A 19,969-nucleotide genomic window follows, 5' to 3' on the forward strand; every position below is an offset into this window, starting at 1 on the left:
CGACGCGGTACGGCTCAGTACGCGCCGAAGACGTTGTCCATCGAGCCGTACCGGTCGGCCGCGTAGTTGCAGGCCGCGGTGATGTTGGCGACCGGGTCGTACGGGTCCCAGGAGGTGCCGGGCACGTGGTACGCCTGGAAGGTCGGGTCGATCACCTGGAGCAGGCCCTTGGACGGGGTGCCGTTGATGGCGTTGATGTCCCAGTTGTTGATCGCGAGCGGGTTGCCGGAGGACTCCCGCATGATGTTGCGGTGGATGCCCTCGTAGGAGCCGGGGATGCCGTGCTGCGCCATGACGTCCAGCGACTCGCGGATCCAGCCGTCGAGCGTGTTCGGGTACGTGGTCGCGGCGGTGGCGGCGGCCGGGGCGGCGGCCGGGGTGGCCGCGGACGCGCCGGTGGCGCCGATGAGCGGCAGGGCGAGCACGGCGGCGCCGGTGCCGGCGACGGCGAGCTTGCGGGCGATGCGGGCGGTCCGGGTGTGACGGTTCTGACCGTTGGCAGACATGCTTGAGTCCCTCTCCTTACGCCTGCGAGGTGAGCTGTCGGGTTCGGGCGGGGAGGTGCCCGGCCGCGCCCTGACGGGTGCGGCTTCACCCCGAGCCGCTCCGGTGGTGACCGGTGCGGCGACTTACCTGGGTCCCCCGCTCCTGCCTGCGAGTTTGTTGGTGGATGACTGTGCGTTCGGGCGGTGGCAGGATTCGGCGTCCGCCCGACAGGCCGGGAACGTATGCGAGAGCACATGTCCGGAACAAGTGCAGGAATCACCCAACGCGCCTGTTGACCTTGATCTGGGGCGTTTGAGGTGCTTGATCCTTTGCGTCTGCCAAGCCTCAACTGGCTTGCGGGGCAAAGGGAGGGCGCAGTCGGCGACGCGGTTGCTCACAGGGGGGACGGAGTGAGCCAACTCACGGGACTCAATAAGAGCGGCAAATCGGGCATTAATCCCAACTATGCGCCAACCGGCCGTGGGTGGGGAGTGCGGTGCGGGACGGCTCGCCGGGCGGCTGCCGCTCGGACGGCACCGGCCTTCGCGCGCTCCCCTCATGGGGGCCGCCCTCCGCGCCCCGTCCCGTCCGGTGTTCCCGTGCGCCGTGCGGGCATCCGTTCGGCACGGGAGGGGGTGTGCCGAGTGGGTGACGTTCTCGGAGTGCGGGCCGTTGGGAGGGGTGATGGGATCTTCCGTGGCGGCTCCCGGTCCGCTCGTGTTCCGGGCCGCGTCCCTCCAGCGATGTCGATCAATATCTGCTCATATCGCCTGATCAAAAACTTGCCGCGCATGATCCGATACCGACCGGCCTGTAACGGTGGGCGCTAGCGGTGATCGAAACGTGACCGGATACGCTGACTTGAGTGGTGGCAGCGACCTATCGACAAACCAGGTAATCGCCAGTAGACACCAGCAGACAGGAGACCCCTCGTGACCGTCGTCGGGCCGTTCGGGCTGAGCGTGCGGGACCAGGCTCTGGAAGCCGATGTCCAGGCCGGATTGGTGGCTGTCGAGGAAGGGTTGCTCGAGGCAACCAAGAGCGAGGTGCCCTTCATCACGGAGGCCGCCCAGCACCTGGTGCGGGCGGGAGGCAAACGGTTCCGCCCGTTGCTGGTGATGCTCGCGTCCCAGTTCGGCGACCCCTACGCCCCCGGCATCGTGCCCTCGGCGGTCGTCGTGGAGCTGACCCACCTCGCCACGCTGTACCACGACGACGTGATGGACGAGGCCGCCGTACGGCGCGGCGTGCCCAGCGCGAACACCCGCTGGGACAACTCGGTCGCGGTCCTCACCGGCGACTTCCTGTTCGCCCGCGCCTCCCAGATCCTCGCCGACCTCGGCCCCGAGGCGGTCCGTGTGCAGGCCCTGGCCTTCGAGCGGCTGGTGACCGGCCAGATCCTGGAGACGGCGGGCCCGCAGGACGGCCGGGACCCGGTCGACCACTACCTGGACGTGCTGGGCGGCAAGACGGGATCGCTGGTGGCCGTCTCCTGCCGGTTCGGCGCGATGATGTCCGGCGCCGACGAGACGGTCGTGGACGTGCTGACCCAGTACGGCGAGCGGCTCGGGGTCGCCTTCCAGCTCGCGGACGACGTCCTGGACATCGCCTCCGACTCCCACGAGTCGGGCAAGACACCCGGCACCGACCTGCGGGAGGGCATTCCGACCCTCCCGGTGCTGCGGCTGCGCGAGCGGGCGGCCCGGCTGGGGCTGGCCGAGGACGTCGCCCTGTGCGAGCTGCTGGACTCCGACCTGAGCGACGACGCCCGGCACGCGGAGGCGCTGCGCCTGCTGCGCGCCCACCCCGCGCTGGAGCAGGCGCGCCGGGACACCGTCCGGTACGCCGAGGAGGCCCGGGCGGCGTTGGCCCCGCTCAAGGAGTGCGACGCGAAGACCGCGCTGGTGGAGCTGTGCGAGGCCGTGGTGCACCGGGCCGGCTGAGCCTCGCCGGCCGGGTCGGCGCCGCCACGCGTGCCGGCGCCGGTGTCGCCGCCCGGTAGGGGCCGCCCGTGAGGGCCGGCCCGGAGCGGGTCGGCGGCGCACCCGCTCCCGCGGGGGGCGTGTACCGGAGGGTGCACCCCACCCCTACGGGCCGGGGGAGTCGCCGCCCCTGCGTGTCATCCCGCAGGAGTACGCGGAGTTGAGCCCGCGGTCTGACGCTTCCGCCCGGCGTATTTGGTCAGATGGTCACCACGGAAAACACCAATCCTCACCGATTCGGGTGAGAATGGCGGCTCACGGGTGAGAGAACGAGTGCGAGGTCGCGAGACAGCCGCCGCCGACGACGGAGGTAGGGCACACATGGCACCGATCGATTCCGACGACAACACGACCGCCGCCGGGGAGGGCGAGGAGACGCGCGCCGGACGGCGAAAGGCCGCGCGGTACGTCGTCCCGGTCGCGGTGATGGGAGTGGCGGCCGCGACGATCGGCCTCGTCCCCGCGCTCGCCGACTCCGGGGACCCCGACCTCCCGAAGATCACGGCGGAGCAACTGCTGCAGAAGATCGCCGCGTCGGACGTCGAGCAGCTGTCCGGCACCGTCAGGATCAGCACGGATCTGGGCCTGCCGGACCTCGGCGGCCTGGAGAGCGGCCTGCTGTCCGGGATGTCGGGTGGCCCCGGCGCCGGCGGCGACGAGGACGGCTCCGCGGCCGACCCGTCGGCCAAGCTCACCGGGCTGGTCTCCGGCACCCACACGCTGCGGGTCGCCGCCGACGGCCCCGACCGGCAGAAGCTGTCCCTGCTGGAGAACGCCGCCGAGTACAGCCTGATCCACGACGGCAAGGACGTCTGGGGCTACGACAGCGCGTCCAACGAGGTCTTCCACTCCACCGCCCCCGAGACCACCGGCCAGCGGGAGAAGGAGATGCCGGTCACCCCGAAGGACTTCGCCGACCAGGCGCTCGAGGCGGTCGACGACACCACCTCGGTGACCGTGGACGGCACCGCGCAGGTGGCCGGCCGCGATGCCTACCGGCTGGTGATCAAGCCCAAGCAGTCCGGGTCCACCGTCGGTGCCGTCACCGTCGCGGTGGACGCCGGGACCGGTATGCCGCTCAAGTTCACGCTGACCCCGGCGAGCGGCGGCGCCGCCGTCGTGGACGCGGGCTTCACCCAGGTCGACTTCGCGAAGCCGGACGCGTCGACGTTCGACTTCACCCCGCCCAAGGGCGCGAAGGTCACCGAGGGCGACGAGGCGGCCGGGGCGCCGGAGCGGGAACACCGGGCCGGGGGCGGTCTCGCCGAAGGGGCGGACGGCCTGAAGGTCATCGGGGAGGGCTGGAACGCGATCGCCACCTTCGACACCGGTGGCCAGGGCGGCCTGCCCACGGCTGCCGCGGGCGGTGGCCTCGGCGGTTTCCTCGGCTCCTTCGGCGACCAGGTCAAGGGCGACTTCGGCACCGGCACGGTCTTCAAGACCCGCCTGGTCAACGCCCTGATCACCGACGACGGGCAGGTCTACGCCGGTGCCGTCACCAAGGACGCGCTGGTCGAGGCGGCCGACGCCGCGAAGTAGCGGCACCGCCGCCCCCGTACGACAGGAGCCCGTACGACAGGAGAGGGAGCCGATGGCCCGACCGGCCGCCGCGCAGCCGAAGCGCCCGGACCGGGGGAGCGTGGAGGACGCCGTCATCGCCACCCGCGCGCTGACCAAGCGCTACGGCGGCGGACACCTCGCCGTCGACGGTCTGGACCTGACCGTCCCGGCGGGCAGCGTCTTCGGCTTCCTCGGCCCCAACGGCTCCGGCAAGACCACCACCATCCGGATGCTGATGGGGCTGATCGAGCCGACCTCGGGGACGGCGCGCGTGCTGGGCCGGCCCGTGCCGCGCGCCGCCCGCACCGTGCTGCCCCAGGTCGGCGCCCTCATCGAGGGCCCCGCCCTGTACGGCTTCCTCTCCGGCCGCGACAACCTGCTGCGCTACGACGCCGCCGACCCGACCGCCGACCCGCGCACCCGGCGCGAGCGCGTCGCCACGGCGCTGGACCGGGTCGGCCTCGGGGCCGCCGCCGGCAAGAAGGCGAAGGCGTACTCGCTCGGCATGAAGCAGCGGCTCGGGCTCGCCGCGGCACTGCTCCAGCCGCGCCGCCTGCTCGTCCTGGACGAACCGACCAACGGCCTCGACCCCCAGGGCATGCGCGAGATCCGCGCCCTCGTGCGCGAACTGGCCTCCGACGGCACCACCGTCTTCCTCTCCTCCCACCTGCTGGACGAGATCGAGCAGGTGTGCACGCACGCCGCCGTGATGGCCCAGGGGCGGCTGATCACCCAGGGCCCGGTCGCCGACCTGGCGGCGGGGGCGCGCGGCCGGCTGGTGGTGACCACCCCGGACGCGGGGGAGGCCGCGCGGGTGCTGAAGGAGCAGGGGGCCGCGGACGTGCTGATCGCCGAGGACCGGGCGAGCGCGGAGCCGCCCCCCGACCGCGACCTCGCCGATCTGAACGCGGCGCTGGTGTCGGCCGGGGTCCGGGTCCGGGGCTTCGCGGTGGAGCGGGCCTCGCTGGAGGACGCGTTCGTGGCGCTCACCGGGGAGGGTTTCGATGTCGCGGGCTGAGACGCCGAGTGCGGTGCGTGCACCGAGCCCGCTGTGGACCTTCGGGCTGCTCAGCAGCGAGCTGGGGATCACCTTCCGGCGCTGGCGCACCCTCGCCCTGCTGGGCGTGCTGGCCGCCGTGCCGGTCCTGGTCGGCATCGCCGTGAAGATCGAGACGAGTGACGGCGCGTCCTTCGGCGGCGGCGGAGGCGGAGGCGGCGGTCAGGGGCCGGCCTTCATCTCGCAGATCAGCAACAACGGTCTCTTCCTGGTCTTCACCGCGCTCGCCGCGACCCTCCCGTTCTTCCTGCCGATGGCCGTCGGTGTCGTCGCGGGCGACGCGATCGCCGGCGAGGCGAGCGCGGGCACGCTCCGCTACCTGCTGGTCGCCCCGGCCGGCCGCACCCGGCTGCTGCTCGCCAAGTACGCCACGGTGATCGCCTTCTGCCTCGCCGCCACCCTGGTCGTCGCCGTGTCGGCGCTCGCGGTCGGAGCGCTGCTGTTCCCGGTCGGCGACCTGGTCACCATCTCCGGCACCCGGATCACGTACGCCGAGGGCCTGGGGCGCGCGCTGCTGATCGCCCTGGTCGTCGCCGCCTCGCTCCTCGGGGTCGCGGCCCTCGGCCTGTTCGTGTCGACCCTGACCGGCAGCGGCATCGCGGCGATGGCGACCACGGTCGGGCTGCTGATCACCGTCCAGATCCTCGACCAGATCCCGCAGCTCGACGCGGTACAGCCGTACTTCTTCTCGCACTACTGGCTGTCCTTCGCCGACCTGATGCGCGAACCGGTCTACTGGGACGACCTGGTGAAGAACCTGGGCCTCCAGGCCCTCTACGCCGCGGTGTTCGGTTCGGCGGCCTGGGCCCGGTTCACCACGAAGGACATCACTTCGTAGCCGTGTCCTCGTACGGGAAGCGGGCGAGCGGCGCCTCCCGCGCGAAGAAGGTCTTGGCGCGGGTCAGCGCGTCCGTGTCCCGCAGGACGTCCCCGGGCCTGCTGCCGTTGCCGAGCAGCACCCCGCCGAAGCGCATGCCCATGTAGGCCGCCGAGTTGTTGAGGCTGCCGATCAGCGGGTCGGCGACCTCCTGCTCCTCGTGCGCGAGCGCGGTGACGCCCCACAGGGTGCGGCCGGACAGGGTCTCCTTGAAGTCCAGGCCGGGGGTGCGCAGCCAGCCGGACCAGTGGTCCAGGTAGCGCTTGACCGGGGTGGACAGCGAGTACCAGTACAGCGGCGAGGCGATCACCAGGTCGGTCGCGTCGAGCGTCGCGTCGAGCAGCAGGCCGGCGTTTCCCTCGGTGGGGCGTGTGTGGTCGCTGTCGTGGCGCAGGTCCCCGAACTCGGGCAGCGGATGCGCGGCCAGGTCGATCCATCGCTGCTCGACGTCGGAGGGCAGCTGTTCCGCGGCGCGCCGGGCGAGCAGCTCGGTGTTGCCGTCGGGCCGGCTGCTGCCCAGCAGGAAGAGGAAGCGGCGGGTCATCGGGTCCCCCAGAACGGTTGTCGTGAGCGGATACCAGCACCTGCATTATATGCGTACGCATTTACCTGTCCAGGGGTCTCCCCGGAGTGACCCCTGGAACGAGCCTGTGACACCCCGGTGACGCGCGCAGGGCGAGTGAGCGGAGAGACTCGTCAGCAGGTGTACGACGGGCATGACAGGCTCTGGACGGTACGGGAACCGAAACCGCCGACGGAAGCCGCAGATGAGTGGGGGAACGATGTCTCGACTCGGTCGCGAGGAGCAACGGGACCACGAGGGCGCCGAGCCCCCGGTCGCCCCTGCGGCGACGCCGATCGAGGTCCGCGTACCGGCGGCGGGGCCCGGCGCACGCAGTGCCTCGGTCGACGGCGCGGTGGTCGTCGCGGCGCCCGGTGAGGAGATCCAGAACGCCGTCCTGAACCGCCTGCACCGCCTCGCCCTCGCGGTCGGCGCGCCCGTCCTCGCCACGATCCACGACGAGCGCATCGGCTGCTCCGTCCCCCTCCGGGTCGATCCCGACGGCTCCAGCCACCTCGCCGCGGAACCGGTCCCGACGGGCGCCGCGGAGAGGCCCGTACGACGGGACCGGTCCACGCACGTGCTGCGCGCGGTGGAACCGGTACGGGACGGCGCCCCCACGGCCCACCGGCCGACGGGGCCCGAGGAGCGGCGGACGGCGGCCGGTGATGCCGCGCCGACGTTCACCCCGCGCGCCCCGGCCGCACCGGCGGGGGGCCCGGCGCCCGGTACCGTCGCGGCGCCGGCGGGGGGCCCGGTGCCCGGTACGGTCGCGGCGCCGACGGGGGTCTTCGGGCCGCCGCCCCGGATGGACGGCGGTGCCACGACCACCGGGACCGCGCACCCCCGGCCCGCACCGGGACCGGCCGCCGCATCCGGGCTGACGATCACGCGCGCGTCGGCGGTCACGCCCCCGCCGGTGTCGCCTCCCGGGCACGCCTCGGCGTCCCCGTTCACGCCCACACCCACGCCCACACCCACGCCGGCGCCCGTCGCCTGGCCCGAGCCGGTCGACGACCGCGAGCCCGAGCGGTACCAGGCGTCCGGGTCGCTCCACGTACCCGAGCCGGAGCCCGAGCCGACCACGGCCTCCGAGCCGCCGCGCGCCCCTGCTCCCGCCCCCGCTCCCGCCCCCGCCCCCGCTCCTGTCATCGACCTCGGCCTCGCCGCCGCGGCCGAACCGGCGCCCAGGTCCGCCCCCACCCCGGCCCGCGGCTTCGACGCCGTGGCCGAGGCCGTGCTCGGGGACGGGCCGCTCACCGCGCCCGGTGACGCCACCGCCCCCTCGCTCCTCGCGGAGCCGACCGGCCGTATCAACGAGGCCGTCAAGGAGGGGCGTACGGAAGAGGCGGCCCGGTTGGCCGAGCAGACCGTGGCGGAGGCCTCCACGACGCTGGGGCCGGAGCACCCCGAGGTGCTCCGGCTCCGCGAACTCTCCGCCTACATCGCCTACTTGTCCGGCGACCCGGACCGTGCCTTCCACCTCTCCATGGACCTGGCCCGGATACACCGCCGCGCGGGCGACGCCGAGGCCGCCTACGGCAACGTCCGCAGCGCGGCCACCGCCTGGCGGGCCGTACGCGACCCGGAACGGGGCCTGGAGCTGGGCCGCGAACTGCTCGGCCTGTGGAGCGAACTCGCCGACGAGGAGGGCCCGGCCGCGGACGACGCCGAGGAGTTGCGGACCGCCCGCAACCGCATGGGCCGCCTCACCGAACGGGCCCGCGCCGCGACCGGCTGACCGGACGGCCTCGGTGCCGGGCCGTCCGCGCTACCGGGACAGCTCCCACATCGCGTACGCGATGGCGTCGCTGTTGCGGTTCAGGGCCGTGTCGTTGATGTTGGCCGTCGTGTCGCAGGACGAGTGGTAGCAGCGGTCGAAGGGCTGGCCCGCGGTGCCGCCCCACTTGGCCGCCTGCGCCGACGTCTTGCGGTAGTCGGCCCCGCTGAACAGGCCGCCGACGGGGACGCCCGCGTTCTTGAACGGAGCGTGGTCGGAGCGGCCGTCGCCCTCGGTCTCGATCTCCGTGGAGACGCCGAGGCCGGCGTAGTAGTCCTTGAAGGTCTTCTCGATGGTGGGGTCGTCGTCGTAGACGAAGTAGCCGGGGTTGGGGGAGCCGATCATGTCGAAGTTCAGGTAGCCGCTGATCTTCGCGCGGCCCGCCGAGCCGAGGCTGTTGACGTAGTAGCGCGAGCCGACCAGGCCCAGCTCCTCCGCGCCCCACCAGGCGAAGCGCAGGTGCTTGGCGGGCTGGTGGCCGGAGCGGGCCACGGCCAGGGCGGTCTCCAGGACGGCCGCGGAGCCGGAGCCGTTGTCGTTGATGCCGGGGCCGGAGGAGACGCTGTCCAGATGTGACCCGGCCATGACAACCCGATTCGCGTCACCGCCCGGCCAGTCGGCTATCAGGTTGTACCCGGTCCGGCCGGACGCGGTGAACGACTGGACGGTGGTGGTGAACCCGGCCGCGTCCAGCTTGGCCTTCACGTAGTTCAGCGAGGCCTGGTAGCCGGGGCGGCCGTGGGCGCGGTTGCCGCCGTTCGCCGCGGCGATCGACTGCAGCTGGGTCAGGTGCGCCTTGACGTTGGCTATGGGTATGTCGGGAGCCGCGGCGACGGCCGCGGGGTGCTCGGAGGCGGAGGCCGCGCCGGCCACCGAACCACCGGTCATGAGGGTGGCGACCGCGACGGCGCCGGCCGTCAGGGAACGCCCGGAAAGGGGGAGCTTCATGTGGGGGGCTCCGGATTCCTAGGGAGGCCCTGGGGAGGGGACTCCGCAGTGAATGGGGTGCCTGGATGGTGTGGCCGGGACTGACCCGGCGTCAAGACCGGTATCCGGCCACCGCGTTGCGGATATCGGGAGCCCCCTGGCCGGCCCGCCCTAGTGGACGCAGAACTCGTTCCCCTCCGGGTCCGCCATCGTCACCCACTCCCCGCCCTGCTCCTTCACCTGCCGCAGGACGCTCGCCCCGAGCGCCTCCAGCCGGGCGACCTCCGCCTCGCGCCGCCCCTCGCCCGGGTGCAGGTCCAGGTGGAGCCGGTTCTTCCCGGTCTTGACCTCCGGCACGCGCTGGAACAGCAGGCGCCGCCCCAGCCCGGTACCGCTCTCCTCCTGGTACGGGTCGTCCGGATGCCGTACGGCGGCCAGGTCCCGCCAGGCGCGGCGGCCGTGGGACTCGACGGTCGACTCGGCCGGTACAGCCCCGAAGCCCAGCAGTTTCCCGATGAGGGCGCTGTTGTCCTCCACCTCGTAGTGGAGGGCGGCGGCCCAGAAGTCCGCCTGCGCGTGCGGAGCCGCGGCGTCGATGACGATCTTGAAGTGCACGGGGGCGGGTGACGAGGTCGATGTCATGTAACCACTTATACTGGTTATGTGAGTGAGTGGACGGCGACATCGCCGAAAACGTCCCCCGGGCTGACGCTCGTGACGCGCGAGGGCAAGCCGTACCGCTTCGACCCGGGCGCCCTCTGTCTCGAACTGCTGACGACCGGCGGCCCGGGCGTCTACGCGCGCTGGGAGGTCCTGCACGAGCCCGCGGACCTGGTGGACTGGGCCGGGCGCAGCCGGCTGCCCGGCGGGCTGGAACCGGCCGTGGACCAGGCGGACGTGCGGCGGGCCCGGGACCTGCGCGACGCCCTGTTCACCCTCACCGTGGACCGCGCGCACGGACGGCCGCTCCGGCCGGGCGCCCTGGAGACCGTCAACGCAGCCGCGGCCGAGCCCTCGCTCGTCATCCGCGCCGAACCGGACGGCACCCGGAGCTGGGCCCCGGGTGCCACGGGTGTGGGCCTGCTGTCCACGGTCGCGCGTGACGCGATCGAGCTGTTCACCGGCCCGTACGCGGACCGCATCCGCGAGTGCGGTGCCCACGACTGCCTGCTGCTCTTCGTGGACACCTCGCGCCCCGGGCGCCGCCGCTGGTGCGCGATGGAGCACTGCGGCAACCGGGAGAAGGCGCGGGCGCACCGCGCACGGCGGACGCCCGACGCGCGCTGATCCGACGCCGGGCGGGAAGGGCTACGGCTTCGCCACCGGCGCGTCCCGCTGTGCGGGGCCCGCAGGGCCGGGGGCGGGTGCTCCGCCGGGGGCGGGCGTCCCGGAGGCCACGATCCCCGACTCACGCTCGGCACCCGCCTTCACCGGCGGCACCCCGGTGCCCGTCCGGTCGAGCTGCGCCCTCAGTGCCCGGGCGGTCCGGCGGACGGTACGCAGGGCGTCCCAGGTGAGCAGCGTCAGCGCCAGCCAGACCAGCGCGAAACCGGCCCACCGCTCGGGCGGCATGGCCTCGCCGAAGTAGAAGATGCCGAGCAGGAACTGGAAGACCGGGGCCAGGTACTGCAACAGCCCCAGGGTGGAGAGCGGCACGCGGATCGCCGCCGCACCGAAGCAGACCAGCGGGATCGCGGTGACCACGCCGGTCGCGGCGAGCAGGGCCGCGTGCCCCGCGCCCTCGGTGGTGAAGGTGGAGTCGCCACGGGCGCCCAGCCACAGCAGGAAGCCGAGCGCCGGCAGGAACTGGATCGCCGTCTCGGCGGCCAGCGACTCGACGCCGCCGAGATTGACCTTCTTCTTCACCAGGCCGTACGTGGCGAAGGAGAAGGCGAGGCAGAGGGAGATCCACGGCGGCCGTCCGTAGCCGACGGTGAGGACGATCACGGCCGCGGCGCCGGTGCCGACCGCCGCCCACTGCACGGGCCGCAGCCGCTCCTTGAGCAGCAGCACGCCCATCGCGATGGTGACCAGCGGGTTGATGAAGTACCCGAGCGAGGCCTCGACGACGTGGCCGCTGTTCACGGCCCAGATGTAGACGCCCCAGTTGACGGTGATGACCGCGGCGGCCACGGTGATCAGCCCCAGCTTCCGCGGCTGCCGCAGCAGCTCACCGGCCCAGGCCCAGCGCCGTACGACCAGCAGCGCGACGGCGACGAAGGCCAGGGACCACACCATCCGGTGGGCGAGGATCTCCCCGGCCCCGGCGGGCTTGAGCAGCGGCCAGAACAGCGGGACGAGGCCCCACATCCCGTAGGCGGCGAAGCCGTTCAGCAGGCCTACGCGCTGTTCGCTCCTCGACGACCCGGCCACGGGCACCTCCTTCTCGCGCTGTGGCATGCCGGGGCGGACGCATGCCACGACGAAGGTAGCGCCGCACCCGGCCCTCTGTCATGCCCGTATCGGCATACGGTCATGACACGCGGCGGCCGGGCGGGGTCGTCGGCGGGTGTCAGGCCTTGAGCGCGGCGGAGACGGCCTCGGCGAGCGGCGTGGTCGGGCGGCCGGCCAGCCGGGAGAGGTCACCGGTCGAGACGATCAGCTCACCCTTCTCGATGGCCCCGTCCACGCCCGCCAGCACGGCGGCCAGCGGCCCGGGAAGCCCGGCGCCGGTGAGGATGCCGGCGTAGGCCTCGGTGGAGACCGGGGTGTAGACGATCTCCCGGCCGGTCTGCCGGCTCAGTTCGGCGGCGTACTCGGCGAAGCCCCAGGCCTCGTCGCCGCCCAGCTCGTACGCCTTGTTCTCGTGGCCCTCGCCGGTCAGTACGGCGACGGCGGCGGCCGCGTAGTCGGCGCGGGAGGCGGAGGAGATCCGGCCCTCGCCGGCCGCCTGCACGACGGCGCCGTGCTCCAGGACCGGGGCCAGCTGCTCGGTGTAGTTCTCGTGGTACCAGCCGTTGCGCAGCAGCACGTACGGCAGGCCCGAGCCGACCAGGACGTCCTCCGTCGCGCGGTGGTCGTCGGCGAGCGCGGCCGTGAGGCTGCTGGGGGCGCTGGTGTAGGCGAGCAGCGCGACACCGGCCTTCCGCGCCGCCTCGATCACGACCGTGTGCTGCTGGACACGGCCCTTGTCGAACTCGTTGCCGGAGATCAGCAGGACCCGGTCGCCGGCGGCGAACAGGCCGTCGAAGGTCTCGGGGCTGTTGTAGTCGGCGACCGCAAGCCGGACGCCGCGGGCGGCGAGGTCGGCGGCCCGGTCCCGGTCGCGGACGACGGCGGTGATCCGGTCGGCCGGCACCTTCTCCAGCAGCTGCTCCACGACGTGGCGGCCCAGGTGTCCGGTGGCTCCGGTGACGACGATGCTCATGGCTTCAGTACTCCTTGTGGGGGTGCGATGCCATCGACCCTACGGCGTACGCTAACTAAATGACAGTGCCCACTTTGAAGTAAGGTACTTACCTACTGGTTAGCGCACCTCTGGTTGGTGCCCAGACCGGTGAGGTGCCTGCGGACCGTCGTGGGCATGCGAGAGGCCCGGACGTTCCCGCCCGGGCCTCCTCACGGTCGTGCGCCGCCGGTGTCAGCCGACGACCGTCCAGGTGTCGCCGCCGGCGAGCAGCGCGGCGAGGTCGCCCTTGCCGTCCCTCTCGACCGCGGTGTCGAGCTGGTCCGCCATCAGCGTGTCGTAGACCGGCCGCTCGACCGAGCGCAGCACACCGATCGGCGTGTGGTGCAGGGTGTCCGGGTCGGCGAGCCGGGACAGGGCGAAGGCGGTGGTCGGGGACGCGGAGTGGGCGTCGTGGACCAGGATGTCCGCCTCGTTGGCCGCCGTGACCGCGACGACCTTCAGGTCGCCGGTGGCCGGGTCGCGCACGACCCCCTTGGAACCCTCGCTGCCGAAGCGGATCGGCTGCCCGTGTTCGAGCCGGATCACCGCCTCCTCGGCCTGCTGCCTGTCCTTGAGGGCGTCGAAGGCGCCGTCGTTGAAGATGTTGCAGTTCTGGTAGATCTCCACCAGGGCCGTCCCCGGGTGCTCGGCCGCCTGGCGCAGCACCTCGGTGAGGTGCTTGCGGTCCGAGTCGACGGTCCGGGCGACGAAGGACGCCTCGGCGCCGAGCGCGAGGGAGACCGGGTTGAAGGGCGCGTCCAGCGAACCCATCGGGGTCGACTTGGTGATCTTGCCGACCTCGGAGGTGGGGGAGTACTGGCCCTTGGTCAGACCGTAGATCCGGTTGTTGAACAGCAGGATCTTGAGGTTGACGTTGCGGCGCAGGGCGTGGATGAGGTGGTTGCCGCCGATGGACAGCGCGTCGCCGTCACCGGTCACGACCCACACGGACAGGTCGCGGCGGGAGGAGGCGAGCCCGGTGGCGATGGCGGGGGCGCGGCCGTGGATCGAGTGCATCCCGTAGGTGTTCATGTAGTACGGGAAGCGGGAGGAGCAGCCGATGCCGGAGACGAAGACGATGTTCTCCCTCGCCAGACCCAGCTGGGGCATGAAGCCCTGCACGGCGGCGAGGACGGCGTAGTCGCCGCAGCCGGGGCACCAGCGCACCTCCTGGTCGGACTTGAAGTCCTTCATGGACTGCTTGCCCTCGGCCCGGGGGACCAGCTTCAGTGCCTCGACCGTGCCGGTGCCGACCGGTTTCTCTTCCGTGGACGTCTCAGCCATCGATGGCCTCCTTCAGGACCGTGGCGAGCTGTTCCGCCTTGAACGGCATGCCGTTGACCTGGTTGTACGACTGGGCGTCGACCAGGTACCTCGCCCGGACGAGCGTGGCGAGCTGGCCGAGGTTCATCTCGGGGACCACCACCTTGTCGTAACTCTTCAGCACCGCTCCGAGATTGCGCGGGAACGGGTTGAGATGGCGCAGGTGCGCCTGCGCGACGGCGTGACCGGCGGCGCGCAGCCGGCGCACGGCCGCCGTGATCGGCCCGTACGTCGAACCCCAGCCCAGCACCAGCGTCCGCGCGCCGTCCGGGTCGTCGACCTCCAGGTCGGGGACCTCGATGCCGTCGACCTTGGCCTGCCGGGTGCGGACCATGAAGTCGTGGTTGGCCGGGTCGTACGAGATGTTCCCGGTGCCGTCCTGCTTCTCGATGCCGCCGATCCGGTGCTCCAGGCCCGGCGTGCCCGGCACCGCCCAGGGACGGGCGAGGGTGTGCGGGTCGCGCTTGTAGGGCCAGAACACCTCGGTGCCGTCGTCCAGGGTGTGGTTGGCGGTGTGCGTGAACTGCACCGTGAGGTCCGGCAACTCGTCCGGCTCCGGGACGCGCCACGGCTCGCTGCCGTTGGCCAGGTAGCCGTCCGAGAGCAGGAAGACCGGGGTGCGGTACGTCAGCGCGATCCGGGCCGCCTCCAGCGCGGCGTCGAAGCAGTCGGCCGGGGTGCGCGGGGCGACGACCGGGACCGGCGCCTCGCCGTTGCGCCCGTACATCGCCTGGAGGAGGTCCGCCTGCTCCGTCTTGGTGGGCAGGCCGGTGGACGGCCCGCCGCGCTGGATGTCCACGACCAGCAGCGGCAGCTCCAGCGAGACCGCGAGCCCGATGGTCTCGCTCTTGAGCGCCACCCCCGGGCCGCTCGTGGTCGTCACGGCCAGCGAGCCGCCGAACGCCGCGCCCAGCGCCGCGCCGATGCCCGCGATCTCGTCCTCGGCCTGGAAGCTGCGCACACCGAAGTTCTTGTGCTTGCTCAGCTCGTGCAGGATGTCCGAGGCCGGGGTGATGGGGTACGAGCCGAGGAAGAGCGGCAGGTCGGCCTGGCGGGACGCGGCGATCAGGCCGTAGGACAGGGCCAGGTTCCCGGAGATGTTGCGGTACACGCCCGGCGGGAACGCCTGCGCCGCCGGCGCCACCTCGTAGGAGACCGCGAAGTCCTCCGTGGTCTCACCGAAGTTCCAGCCCGCCCGGTAGGCCGCGATGTTGGCGGCGGCGATGTCGGGCTTCTTCGCGAACTTCACCCGCAGGAACTTCTCCGTGGCCTCGGTGGGCCGGTGGTACATCCAGCTCAGCAGCCCGAGCGCGAACATGTTCTTGCTGCGCTCGGCCTCCTTGCGGGTGAGGTCGAACTCCTTGAGCGCCTCGACGGTCAGGGTGGTCAGCGGCACCGGATGCAGGTGGTAGCCGTCGAGCGAACCGTCTTCGAGGGGCGAGGTGTCGTAGCCGACCTTCTGCATCGCCCGCTTGGTGAACTCGTCCGTGTTGACGATGATCTCCGCGCCGCGCGGCACGTCGTCGATGTTCGCCTTGAGTGCGGCCGGGTTCATGGCGACCAGCACGTTGGGGGCGTCACCGGGGGTGAGGATGTCGTGGTCGGCGAAGTGCAACTGGAAGGACGAGACACCCGGCAGGGTGCCCGCGGGCGCCCGGATCTCGGCCGGGAAGTTCGGCAGCGTCGACAGGTCGTTGCCGAAAGACGCCGTCTCCGAGGTGAAGCGGTCGCCGGTGAGCTGCATCCCGTCGCCCGAGTCCCCCGCGAACCGGATGATCACCCGGTCCAGCCGGCGGACGTCCTTCGCCCCGACCGGTTTGCGCTGCGCTCCCACGACGGTCTCGTCGGTTCCGTCGGCCTGCTCCGCTGGGCTGCTGACCTGGCTGGTCACTGAACTGGACCTCCCTCGAGGCGGCTGTCCCGGGGACCGGTCGCTCACCGGCCGTCCCAGGATCAACCCTACGTCCGCAAGGGTTTACTTCCGGTGGACATTCGCATGATGGACACGACTCTCCGGGCGGCCCGCCGCCCCGGCGACCCACGGTTCGCGCACCCCGCGCCACGCGTGGCGACGCGCCGCGCACCGGCCCCGTTCCTCACTCGTTCGGATGAGGCGCAGGTCGGCGACGGTGAGCCGCCGGCGGACCGCGTCAGGAGTTGAGGTAGGTGAGGACGGCGAGCACCCGCCGGTGGTCCCCGTCGCTCGGGGACAGGCCCAGCTTCATGAAGATGTTGCTGACGTGCTTCTCGACCGCCCCGTCGCTCACGACGAGCTGCCGCGCGACCGCCGAGTTGGTCCGGCCCTCCGCCATCAGGCCCAGCACCTCGCGCTCCCGGGGGGTCAGCCCCGCCAGGACGTCCTGCTTGCGGCTGCGCCCGAGCAACTGCGCGACCACCTCCGGGTCCAGGGCCGTCCCGCCCCGCGCGACCCGCACGACCGCGTCCACGAACTCCCGCACCTCGGCCACCCGGTCCTTGAGCAGGTACCCGACCCCGCGGCTGGAGCCGGCCAGCAACTCCGTGGCGTAGCGCTCCTCCACGTACTGCGACAGCACCAGCACGCCCAGACCGGGGTGCGCCTTGCGCAGCTGCACCGAGGCGCGCACGCCCTCGTCGGTGTGGGTCGGCGGCATCCGTACGTCCGCCACCACCACGTCCGGCAGCTCACCCTGCGCGTCCAGTTCGGCGATGGTCTTGATCAGCGCCTCTCCGTCGCCGACGCCGGCCACGACCTCGTGCCCGCGGTCGGTCAGCAGTCGGGTCAGCCCCTCTCTGAGCAGCACCGAATCCTCGGCGATGACCACCCGCACCTTGTCCTCCACGCTCTCGGCCCCCCAAAGCCCGTCCACCGCACGGTCCGCGCGGCCCACGCCGCGTCCACGAACCGTCCGTGCGACAGGTCCAGCATCCCAGGATCGGGGGCCGGATGCGTCGGGGCAGCGGGAAGAGGACGGGAGGGACGGGCGGACGCCCGGTCCGGCCGCCCTACGACGGCTTGCCGGTCCGGTCGCCCTACGACGGCTTGCCGGTCACGTCGCCCGGGCCGGGGGAGGCGCCGGGCGGACGGTTCCTGCGACGTCGTCCCGGGGGCCGGCCCCCGGGACGTCCAACCGGCCGGCCCGGCCGGCGTCTCGCGCGGCGGCCCCGCGCCCGCTCACCTGGCGACCGGTTCGCTCCGCCAGGGCAGCTCCGCCGTCACCCGCGTCGGTCCGCCGGCCGGCGAGTCCACGACGAGGATGCCGTCCACCGCGTCGAGGCGCTCCGCCAGACCCGCCAGTCCCGACCCGGCCGACGCGTCCGCGCCGCCCACGCCGTTGTCCACGACCTGGAGCATCAGCCGGTTCTGCACCCGCCACACCTCCACGGCGGCGGACGTGGCCCGGGCGTGCTTGCTGATGTTCTGCAGCAGCTCCGACACCGTGAAGTACGCGATCCCCTCGATGGCCGACGCGGGCCGCTCCGTCAGGTCGACCTCCACCCGCACCGGCACCGTGCACCGCGACGCGACCGCCGACAGCGCCGCGTCCAGGCCGCGGTCGGTCAGGACCGCCGGGTGGATGCCCCGGGCCAGGTCCCGCAGCTCCTGGAGAGCCGTCTTCACCTCGCCGTGCGCCTCGTCCACCATGACCGCCGCCGCCCGCGGGTCCTCCCGCAGCTTCTCCTTCGCCAGGCCGAGGTCCATGGCCAGGTTGACCAGGCGGGCCTGCGCCCCGTCGTGCAGGTCGCGTTCGATGCGCCGCAGGTCCGCCGCGGCCGTGTCGACGACGACCCCGCGGTCCGACTCCAGCTCCACGACCCGCGTCGCCAGCCGGGACGGGCCCAGCAGCCCGTGCACCATCAACCGGTCCACCGTCGTCAGCGCCCGGACGATCCACGGGGTGGCCAGGGTGATCAGCAGGCCGACCAGCGCGGTCAGGGTGATCTCGAAGGGGTTGTCCAGGTAGACGCTGTGCGTCTCGTCGCCGTACAGCTGGATCCCGTCCTGCCCGGCCCACATCGGGAACACCCAGAACCACAGCGGGTACGTCAGCATCGCCCACCCGACCGTCCAGAAGTTCACGGCGACGACGAACGAGAACACCGACCACGGGAACTGCAGCACCGCGTACAGCAGGCTCCGCCACGAGGCGCCGCTCTTGAGCACCGCTCCCATCCACCCCATCGCGCCCTGCTTCCGCCGGCGCAGCGGCTCCGGGTCGGCCACCTGGAGACCCAGCAGGGCGCGGGCGCGTGCCCGTTCCATCGCGCCGAAGCCCCGGCACCCGGCGAGCGCCGCCGCCAGCACCGGGACCCCCAGGAACGTCACCAGCAGGCCGGCCCCCAGCGACACCATCGTGACGGCGTAGGTGAAGAGCAGGATGCCGATCGGCAGGCCCAGCAGCACATAACCGAACTCCCGCAGGCTGCGCCCCTCGAAGGGCGCCCGCAGCCCCGCCGGCAGCCGGTGGCGTCGCGCCTCGGCGCCCCCGGCGAGACCGGGCCCGCCCCCGAACCCGTAACCCTGTCCGTAATCCGTGGCCATCGATGCCGTCCTTCTCCTCGTCCTACGGCTCTGCTGTCGTCACTCCACCCTCCTGCACCGCACACCCACGGGCCATGGAGCCCGTCGGCGTCCCGGGAGGGGGGTTTTCCCCACCCCCGCTCGGTCCCCTACCTCGTGCCGGAGGCGGGCGCGTCGTCGGCGGCCGTGCGGTCGCGCCAGGGCAGCTCGGCCGTGACCAGGGTGGGGCCGCCCTCCGGCGAGTCGACGACGAAGAGCCCGTCGACGGCCGTCAACCGCTCGGCGAGGCCCTTCATCCCGGTCCCGCCGTCGAGGCTCGCGCCGCCGCGACCGTCGTCCCCGACCTGGATGAGCAGCCGGTCGGAGGACCGCCACACCTCCACGGAGGCGGACCTCGCCCCGCTGTGCTTGCTCACGTTCTGGAGCAGCTCCGAGACGGTGAAGTAGGCGATGCCCTCGATGGCCGCCGCCGGGCGCTCCGCCAGGTCGACGGTCACCGTGACCGGCGAGGTGCAGCGGGAGGCGACCGAGGAGAGCGCCGCGTCCAGACCACGGTCGGTCAGAACGGCCGGATGGATACCGCGCGCCAGATCCCGCAGCTCCTGCAACGCCAGCTTCACCTCGCCGTGCGCCTCGTCGACCATGGCCGCGGCGGTGTCCGGGTCCTCCAGGAGCTTCTCCTTGGCCAGCCCCAGCCCCATGGCCAGGTTGACCAGACGGGCCTGCGCCCCGTCGTGCAGGTCGCGCTCGATGCGCCGCAGGTCGGCCGCGGCCGTGTCGACCACGATCCCCCGGTCCGACTCCAGCTCGGCGATGCGCCGCTCCAGCTCGTCGGACGGCGACAGCAGCGCGCGCACCATCGCCCGGTCGGCGTTGGCCAGACCCCGCGCGATGAACGGCAGGACCGGCCACAGCACGAACAGCGAGGTCAACGTGATGACGAAGGTGAGGATGCCCCACGGAAGCCGTATGAAGTCGTACAGGACCGTGCGCCAGCCCACCGGGTCCTTCAGCGCCATCCACAACCGGGGCAGGAACCCGTCCCCGCTCCGGCGCGGCAGCCGGCTCGGCTCGTCCACCCGCACCCCGAGCAGCGCCCGGGCCCGCGCCCGCTCCAGCCTGCCCAGCAGCCGCGCACCCATCAGCCCCACCGCCAGCAACGGGAAGCCGACCACCGTCACCGTCAACCCGACGCCGACGGACAGCATCGTCACCACGTAGACGAAGGCGAGCAGCGACACCGGGAAGTTCGCCAGCAGATGGGCGATCTCCTTCCAGGTGTGCCGGTCGTAGGCGAAACGGGCCGGCGGCGGGCGGTCACCGGGCGCTGCGCCCGGGTACCCGTCGGAGGGCGGTGTCGAGAGGCGTTCGGTCATACGGGTCAGCGTGCCGTGCGCCGGGGCCCCGCGCCATGAGGTGGGCCGCCAGGACGCACTGAGGAAAACCCCACCCCCGCGTCCCAAGGTGCGACGGGCTGCTTACCGTCCCTTTATCAGGCCCTAGACTCCCGTGCGTACAGATCGTCG

The 19,969-nt window shown here is 72.5% G+C and carries 17 protein-coding genes and 1 riboswitch; of the genes, 6 read left to right on the forward strand and 11 right to left on the reverse strand.

Going from position 1 to position 19,969, the window contains the following annotated elements; all coding sequences use genetic code 11:
* Window positions 1-14: 14 nt before the first annotated feature.
* The gene (locus ACGF5T_RS00385; protein ID WP_356609175.1) at window positions 15-506 is read right to left on the reverse strand and encodes a transglycosylase SLT domain-containing protein; all 492 of its coding nucleotides are present in this window, start codon (window positions 504-506) and stop codon (window positions 15-17) included.
* 5 nt (window positions 507-511) lie between these two features.
* Window positions 512-676, reverse strand: a riboswitch (cyclic di-AMP (ydaO/yuaA leader).
* Between the two features lie 742 nt (window positions 677-1,418).
* Between ACGF5T_RS00385 and ACGF5T_RS00390 the strand changes: the two genes are divergently transcribed.
* The 4 genes from ACGF5T_RS00390 (at window position 1,419) to ACGF5T_RS00405 (ending at window position 5,923) form a co-directional block, all read left to right on the forward strand.
* The gene (locus ACGF5T_RS00390; RefSeq protein ID WP_356609173.1) at window positions 1,419-2,429 is read left to right on the forward strand and encodes a polyprenyl synthetase family protein; all 1,011 of its coding nucleotides are present in this window, start codon (window positions 1,419-1,421) and stop codon (window positions 2,427-2,429) included.
* Between the two features lie 360 nt (window positions 2,430-2,789).
* Window positions 2,790-4,007, forward strand: coding sequence for a DUF2092 domain-containing protein (locus tag ACGF5T_RS00395; RefSeq protein WP_366768875.1), 1,218 nt, complete (start codon window positions 2,790-2,792; stop codon window positions 4,005-4,007).
* A 52-nt stretch (window positions 4,008-4,059) separates the two neighbouring features.
* A complete protein-coding gene (locus tag ACGF5T_RS00400; RefSeq protein WP_366768874.1) occupies window positions 4,060-5,046 on the forward strand; it encodes an ABC transporter ATP-binding protein in 987 nt (328 codons plus the stop codon).
* Complete coding sequence (locus ACGF5T_RS00405) at window positions 5,033-5,923, forward strand: ABC transporter permease (protein ID WP_356609167.1); 891 nt, start codon at window positions 5,033-5,035, stop codon at window positions 5,921-5,923. The genes ACGF5T_RS00400 and ACGF5T_RS00405 overlap by 14 nt, the downstream gene beginning before the upstream one ends.
* Here ACGF5T_RS00405 and ACGF5T_RS00410 read toward each other — a convergent pair.
* Complete coding sequence (locus ACGF5T_RS00410; protein WP_366768873.1) at window positions 5,913-6,506, reverse strand: NAD(P)H-dependent oxidoreductase; 594 nt, start codon at window positions 6,504-6,506, stop codon at window positions 5,913-5,915. The genes ACGF5T_RS00405 and ACGF5T_RS00410 overlap by 11 nt on opposite strands.
* A 238-nt stretch (window positions 6,507-6,744) precedes the next feature.
* Here ACGF5T_RS00410 and ACGF5T_RS00415 point away from each other — a divergent pair, with 238 nt between their 5' ends.
* Entirely contained in the window at window positions 6,745-8,265 is a 1,521-nt protein-coding gene (locus ACGF5T_RS00415) for a tetratricopeptide repeat protein (protein ID WP_366768872.1), read from the forward strand.
* Window positions 8,266-8,295: 30 nt separating this feature from the next.
* Here ACGF5T_RS00415 and ACGF5T_RS00420 read toward each other — a convergent pair whose 3' ends face one another.
* Entirely contained in the window at window positions 8,296-9,252 is a 957-nt protein-coding gene (locus ACGF5T_RS00420; protein ID WP_366768871.1) for a M28 family metallopeptidase, read from the reverse strand.
* 150 nt (window positions 9,253-9,402) lie between these two features.
* Window positions 9,403-9,873 carry a VOC family protein gene (locus tag ACGF5T_RS00425; RefSeq protein ID WP_356609160.1) on the reverse strand — a complete coding sequence of 157 codons (471 nt, stop codon included), beginning with the start codon at window positions 9,871-9,873 and terminating at the stop codon, window positions 9,403-9,405.
* A gap of 21 nt (window positions 9,874-9,894) precedes the next feature.
* Between ACGF5T_RS00425 and ACGF5T_RS00430 the strand changes: the two genes are divergently transcribed.
* Complete coding sequence (locus ACGF5T_RS00430) at window positions 9,895-10,518, forward strand: CGNR zinc finger domain-containing protein (protein ID WP_361014272.1); 624 nt, start codon at window positions 9,895-9,897, stop codon at window positions 10,516-10,518.
* A gap of 21 nt (window positions 10,519-10,539) precedes the next feature.
* Here ACGF5T_RS00430 and rarD read toward each other — a convergent pair whose 3' ends face one another.
* From rarD to ACGF5T_RS00465, 7 genes are all read right to left on the reverse strand, one after another.
* Window positions 10,540-11,604 carry an EamA family transporter RarD gene (gene rarD / locus ACGF5T_RS00435; protein ID WP_361014275.1) on the reverse strand — a complete coding sequence of 355 codons (1,065 nt, stop codon included), beginning with the start codon at window positions 11,602-11,604 and terminating at the stop codon, window positions 10,540-10,542.
* 139 nt (window positions 11,605-11,743) lie between these two features.
* Window positions 11,744-12,598: an SDR family oxidoreductase gene (locus ACGF5T_RS00440; RefSeq protein ID WP_366768870.1), complete on the reverse strand. Its 855-nt coding sequence runs from the start codon at window positions 12,596-12,598 to the stop codon at window positions 11,744-11,746.
* A gap of 213 nt (window positions 12,599-12,811) precedes the next feature.
* Window positions 12,812-13,903, reverse strand: coding sequence for a 2-oxoacid:ferredoxin oxidoreductase subunit beta (locus ACGF5T_RS00445; protein WP_356609152.1), 1,092 nt, complete (start codon window positions 13,901-13,903; stop codon window positions 12,812-12,814).
* Window positions 13,896-15,833 (reverse strand): 2-oxoacid:acceptor oxidoreductase subunit alpha, encoded by a 1,938-nt coding sequence (locus ACGF5T_RS00450; RefSeq protein WP_356609150.1) that lies wholly within the window; start codon window positions 15,831-15,833, stop codon window positions 13,896-13,898. Before ACGF5T_RS00450 ends, ACGF5T_RS00445 begins: the two co-directional genes overlap by 8 nt.
* Window positions 15,834-16,092: 259 nt before the next feature.
* Complete coding sequence (locus tag ACGF5T_RS00455; RefSeq protein WP_356609148.1) at window positions 16,093-16,764, reverse strand: response regulator transcription factor; 672 nt, start codon at window positions 16,762-16,764, stop codon at window positions 16,093-16,095.
* A gap of 332 nt (window positions 16,765-17,096) precedes the next feature.
* On the reverse strand, window positions 17,097-18,464 hold the full coding sequence (locus tag ACGF5T_RS00460; RefSeq protein WP_356609146.1) for a sensor domain-containing protein: 1,368 nt from the start codon (window positions 18,462-18,464) through the stop codon (window positions 17,097-17,099).
* Between the two features lie 128 nt (window positions 18,465-18,592).
* Window positions 18,593-19,819 carry a sensor domain-containing protein gene (locus ACGF5T_RS00465; RefSeq protein WP_366769149.1) on the reverse strand — a complete coding sequence of 409 codons (1,227 nt, stop codon included), beginning with the start codon at window positions 19,817-19,819 and terminating at the stop codon, window positions 18,593-18,595.
* Window positions 19,820-19,969 lie beyond the last annotated feature (150 nt).

This window comes from Streptomyces sp. NPDC047853 (assembly GCF_043204535.1).
Taxonomy (GTDB): Bacteria; Actinomycetota; Actinomycetes; order Streptomycetales; family Streptomycetaceae; genus Streptomyces.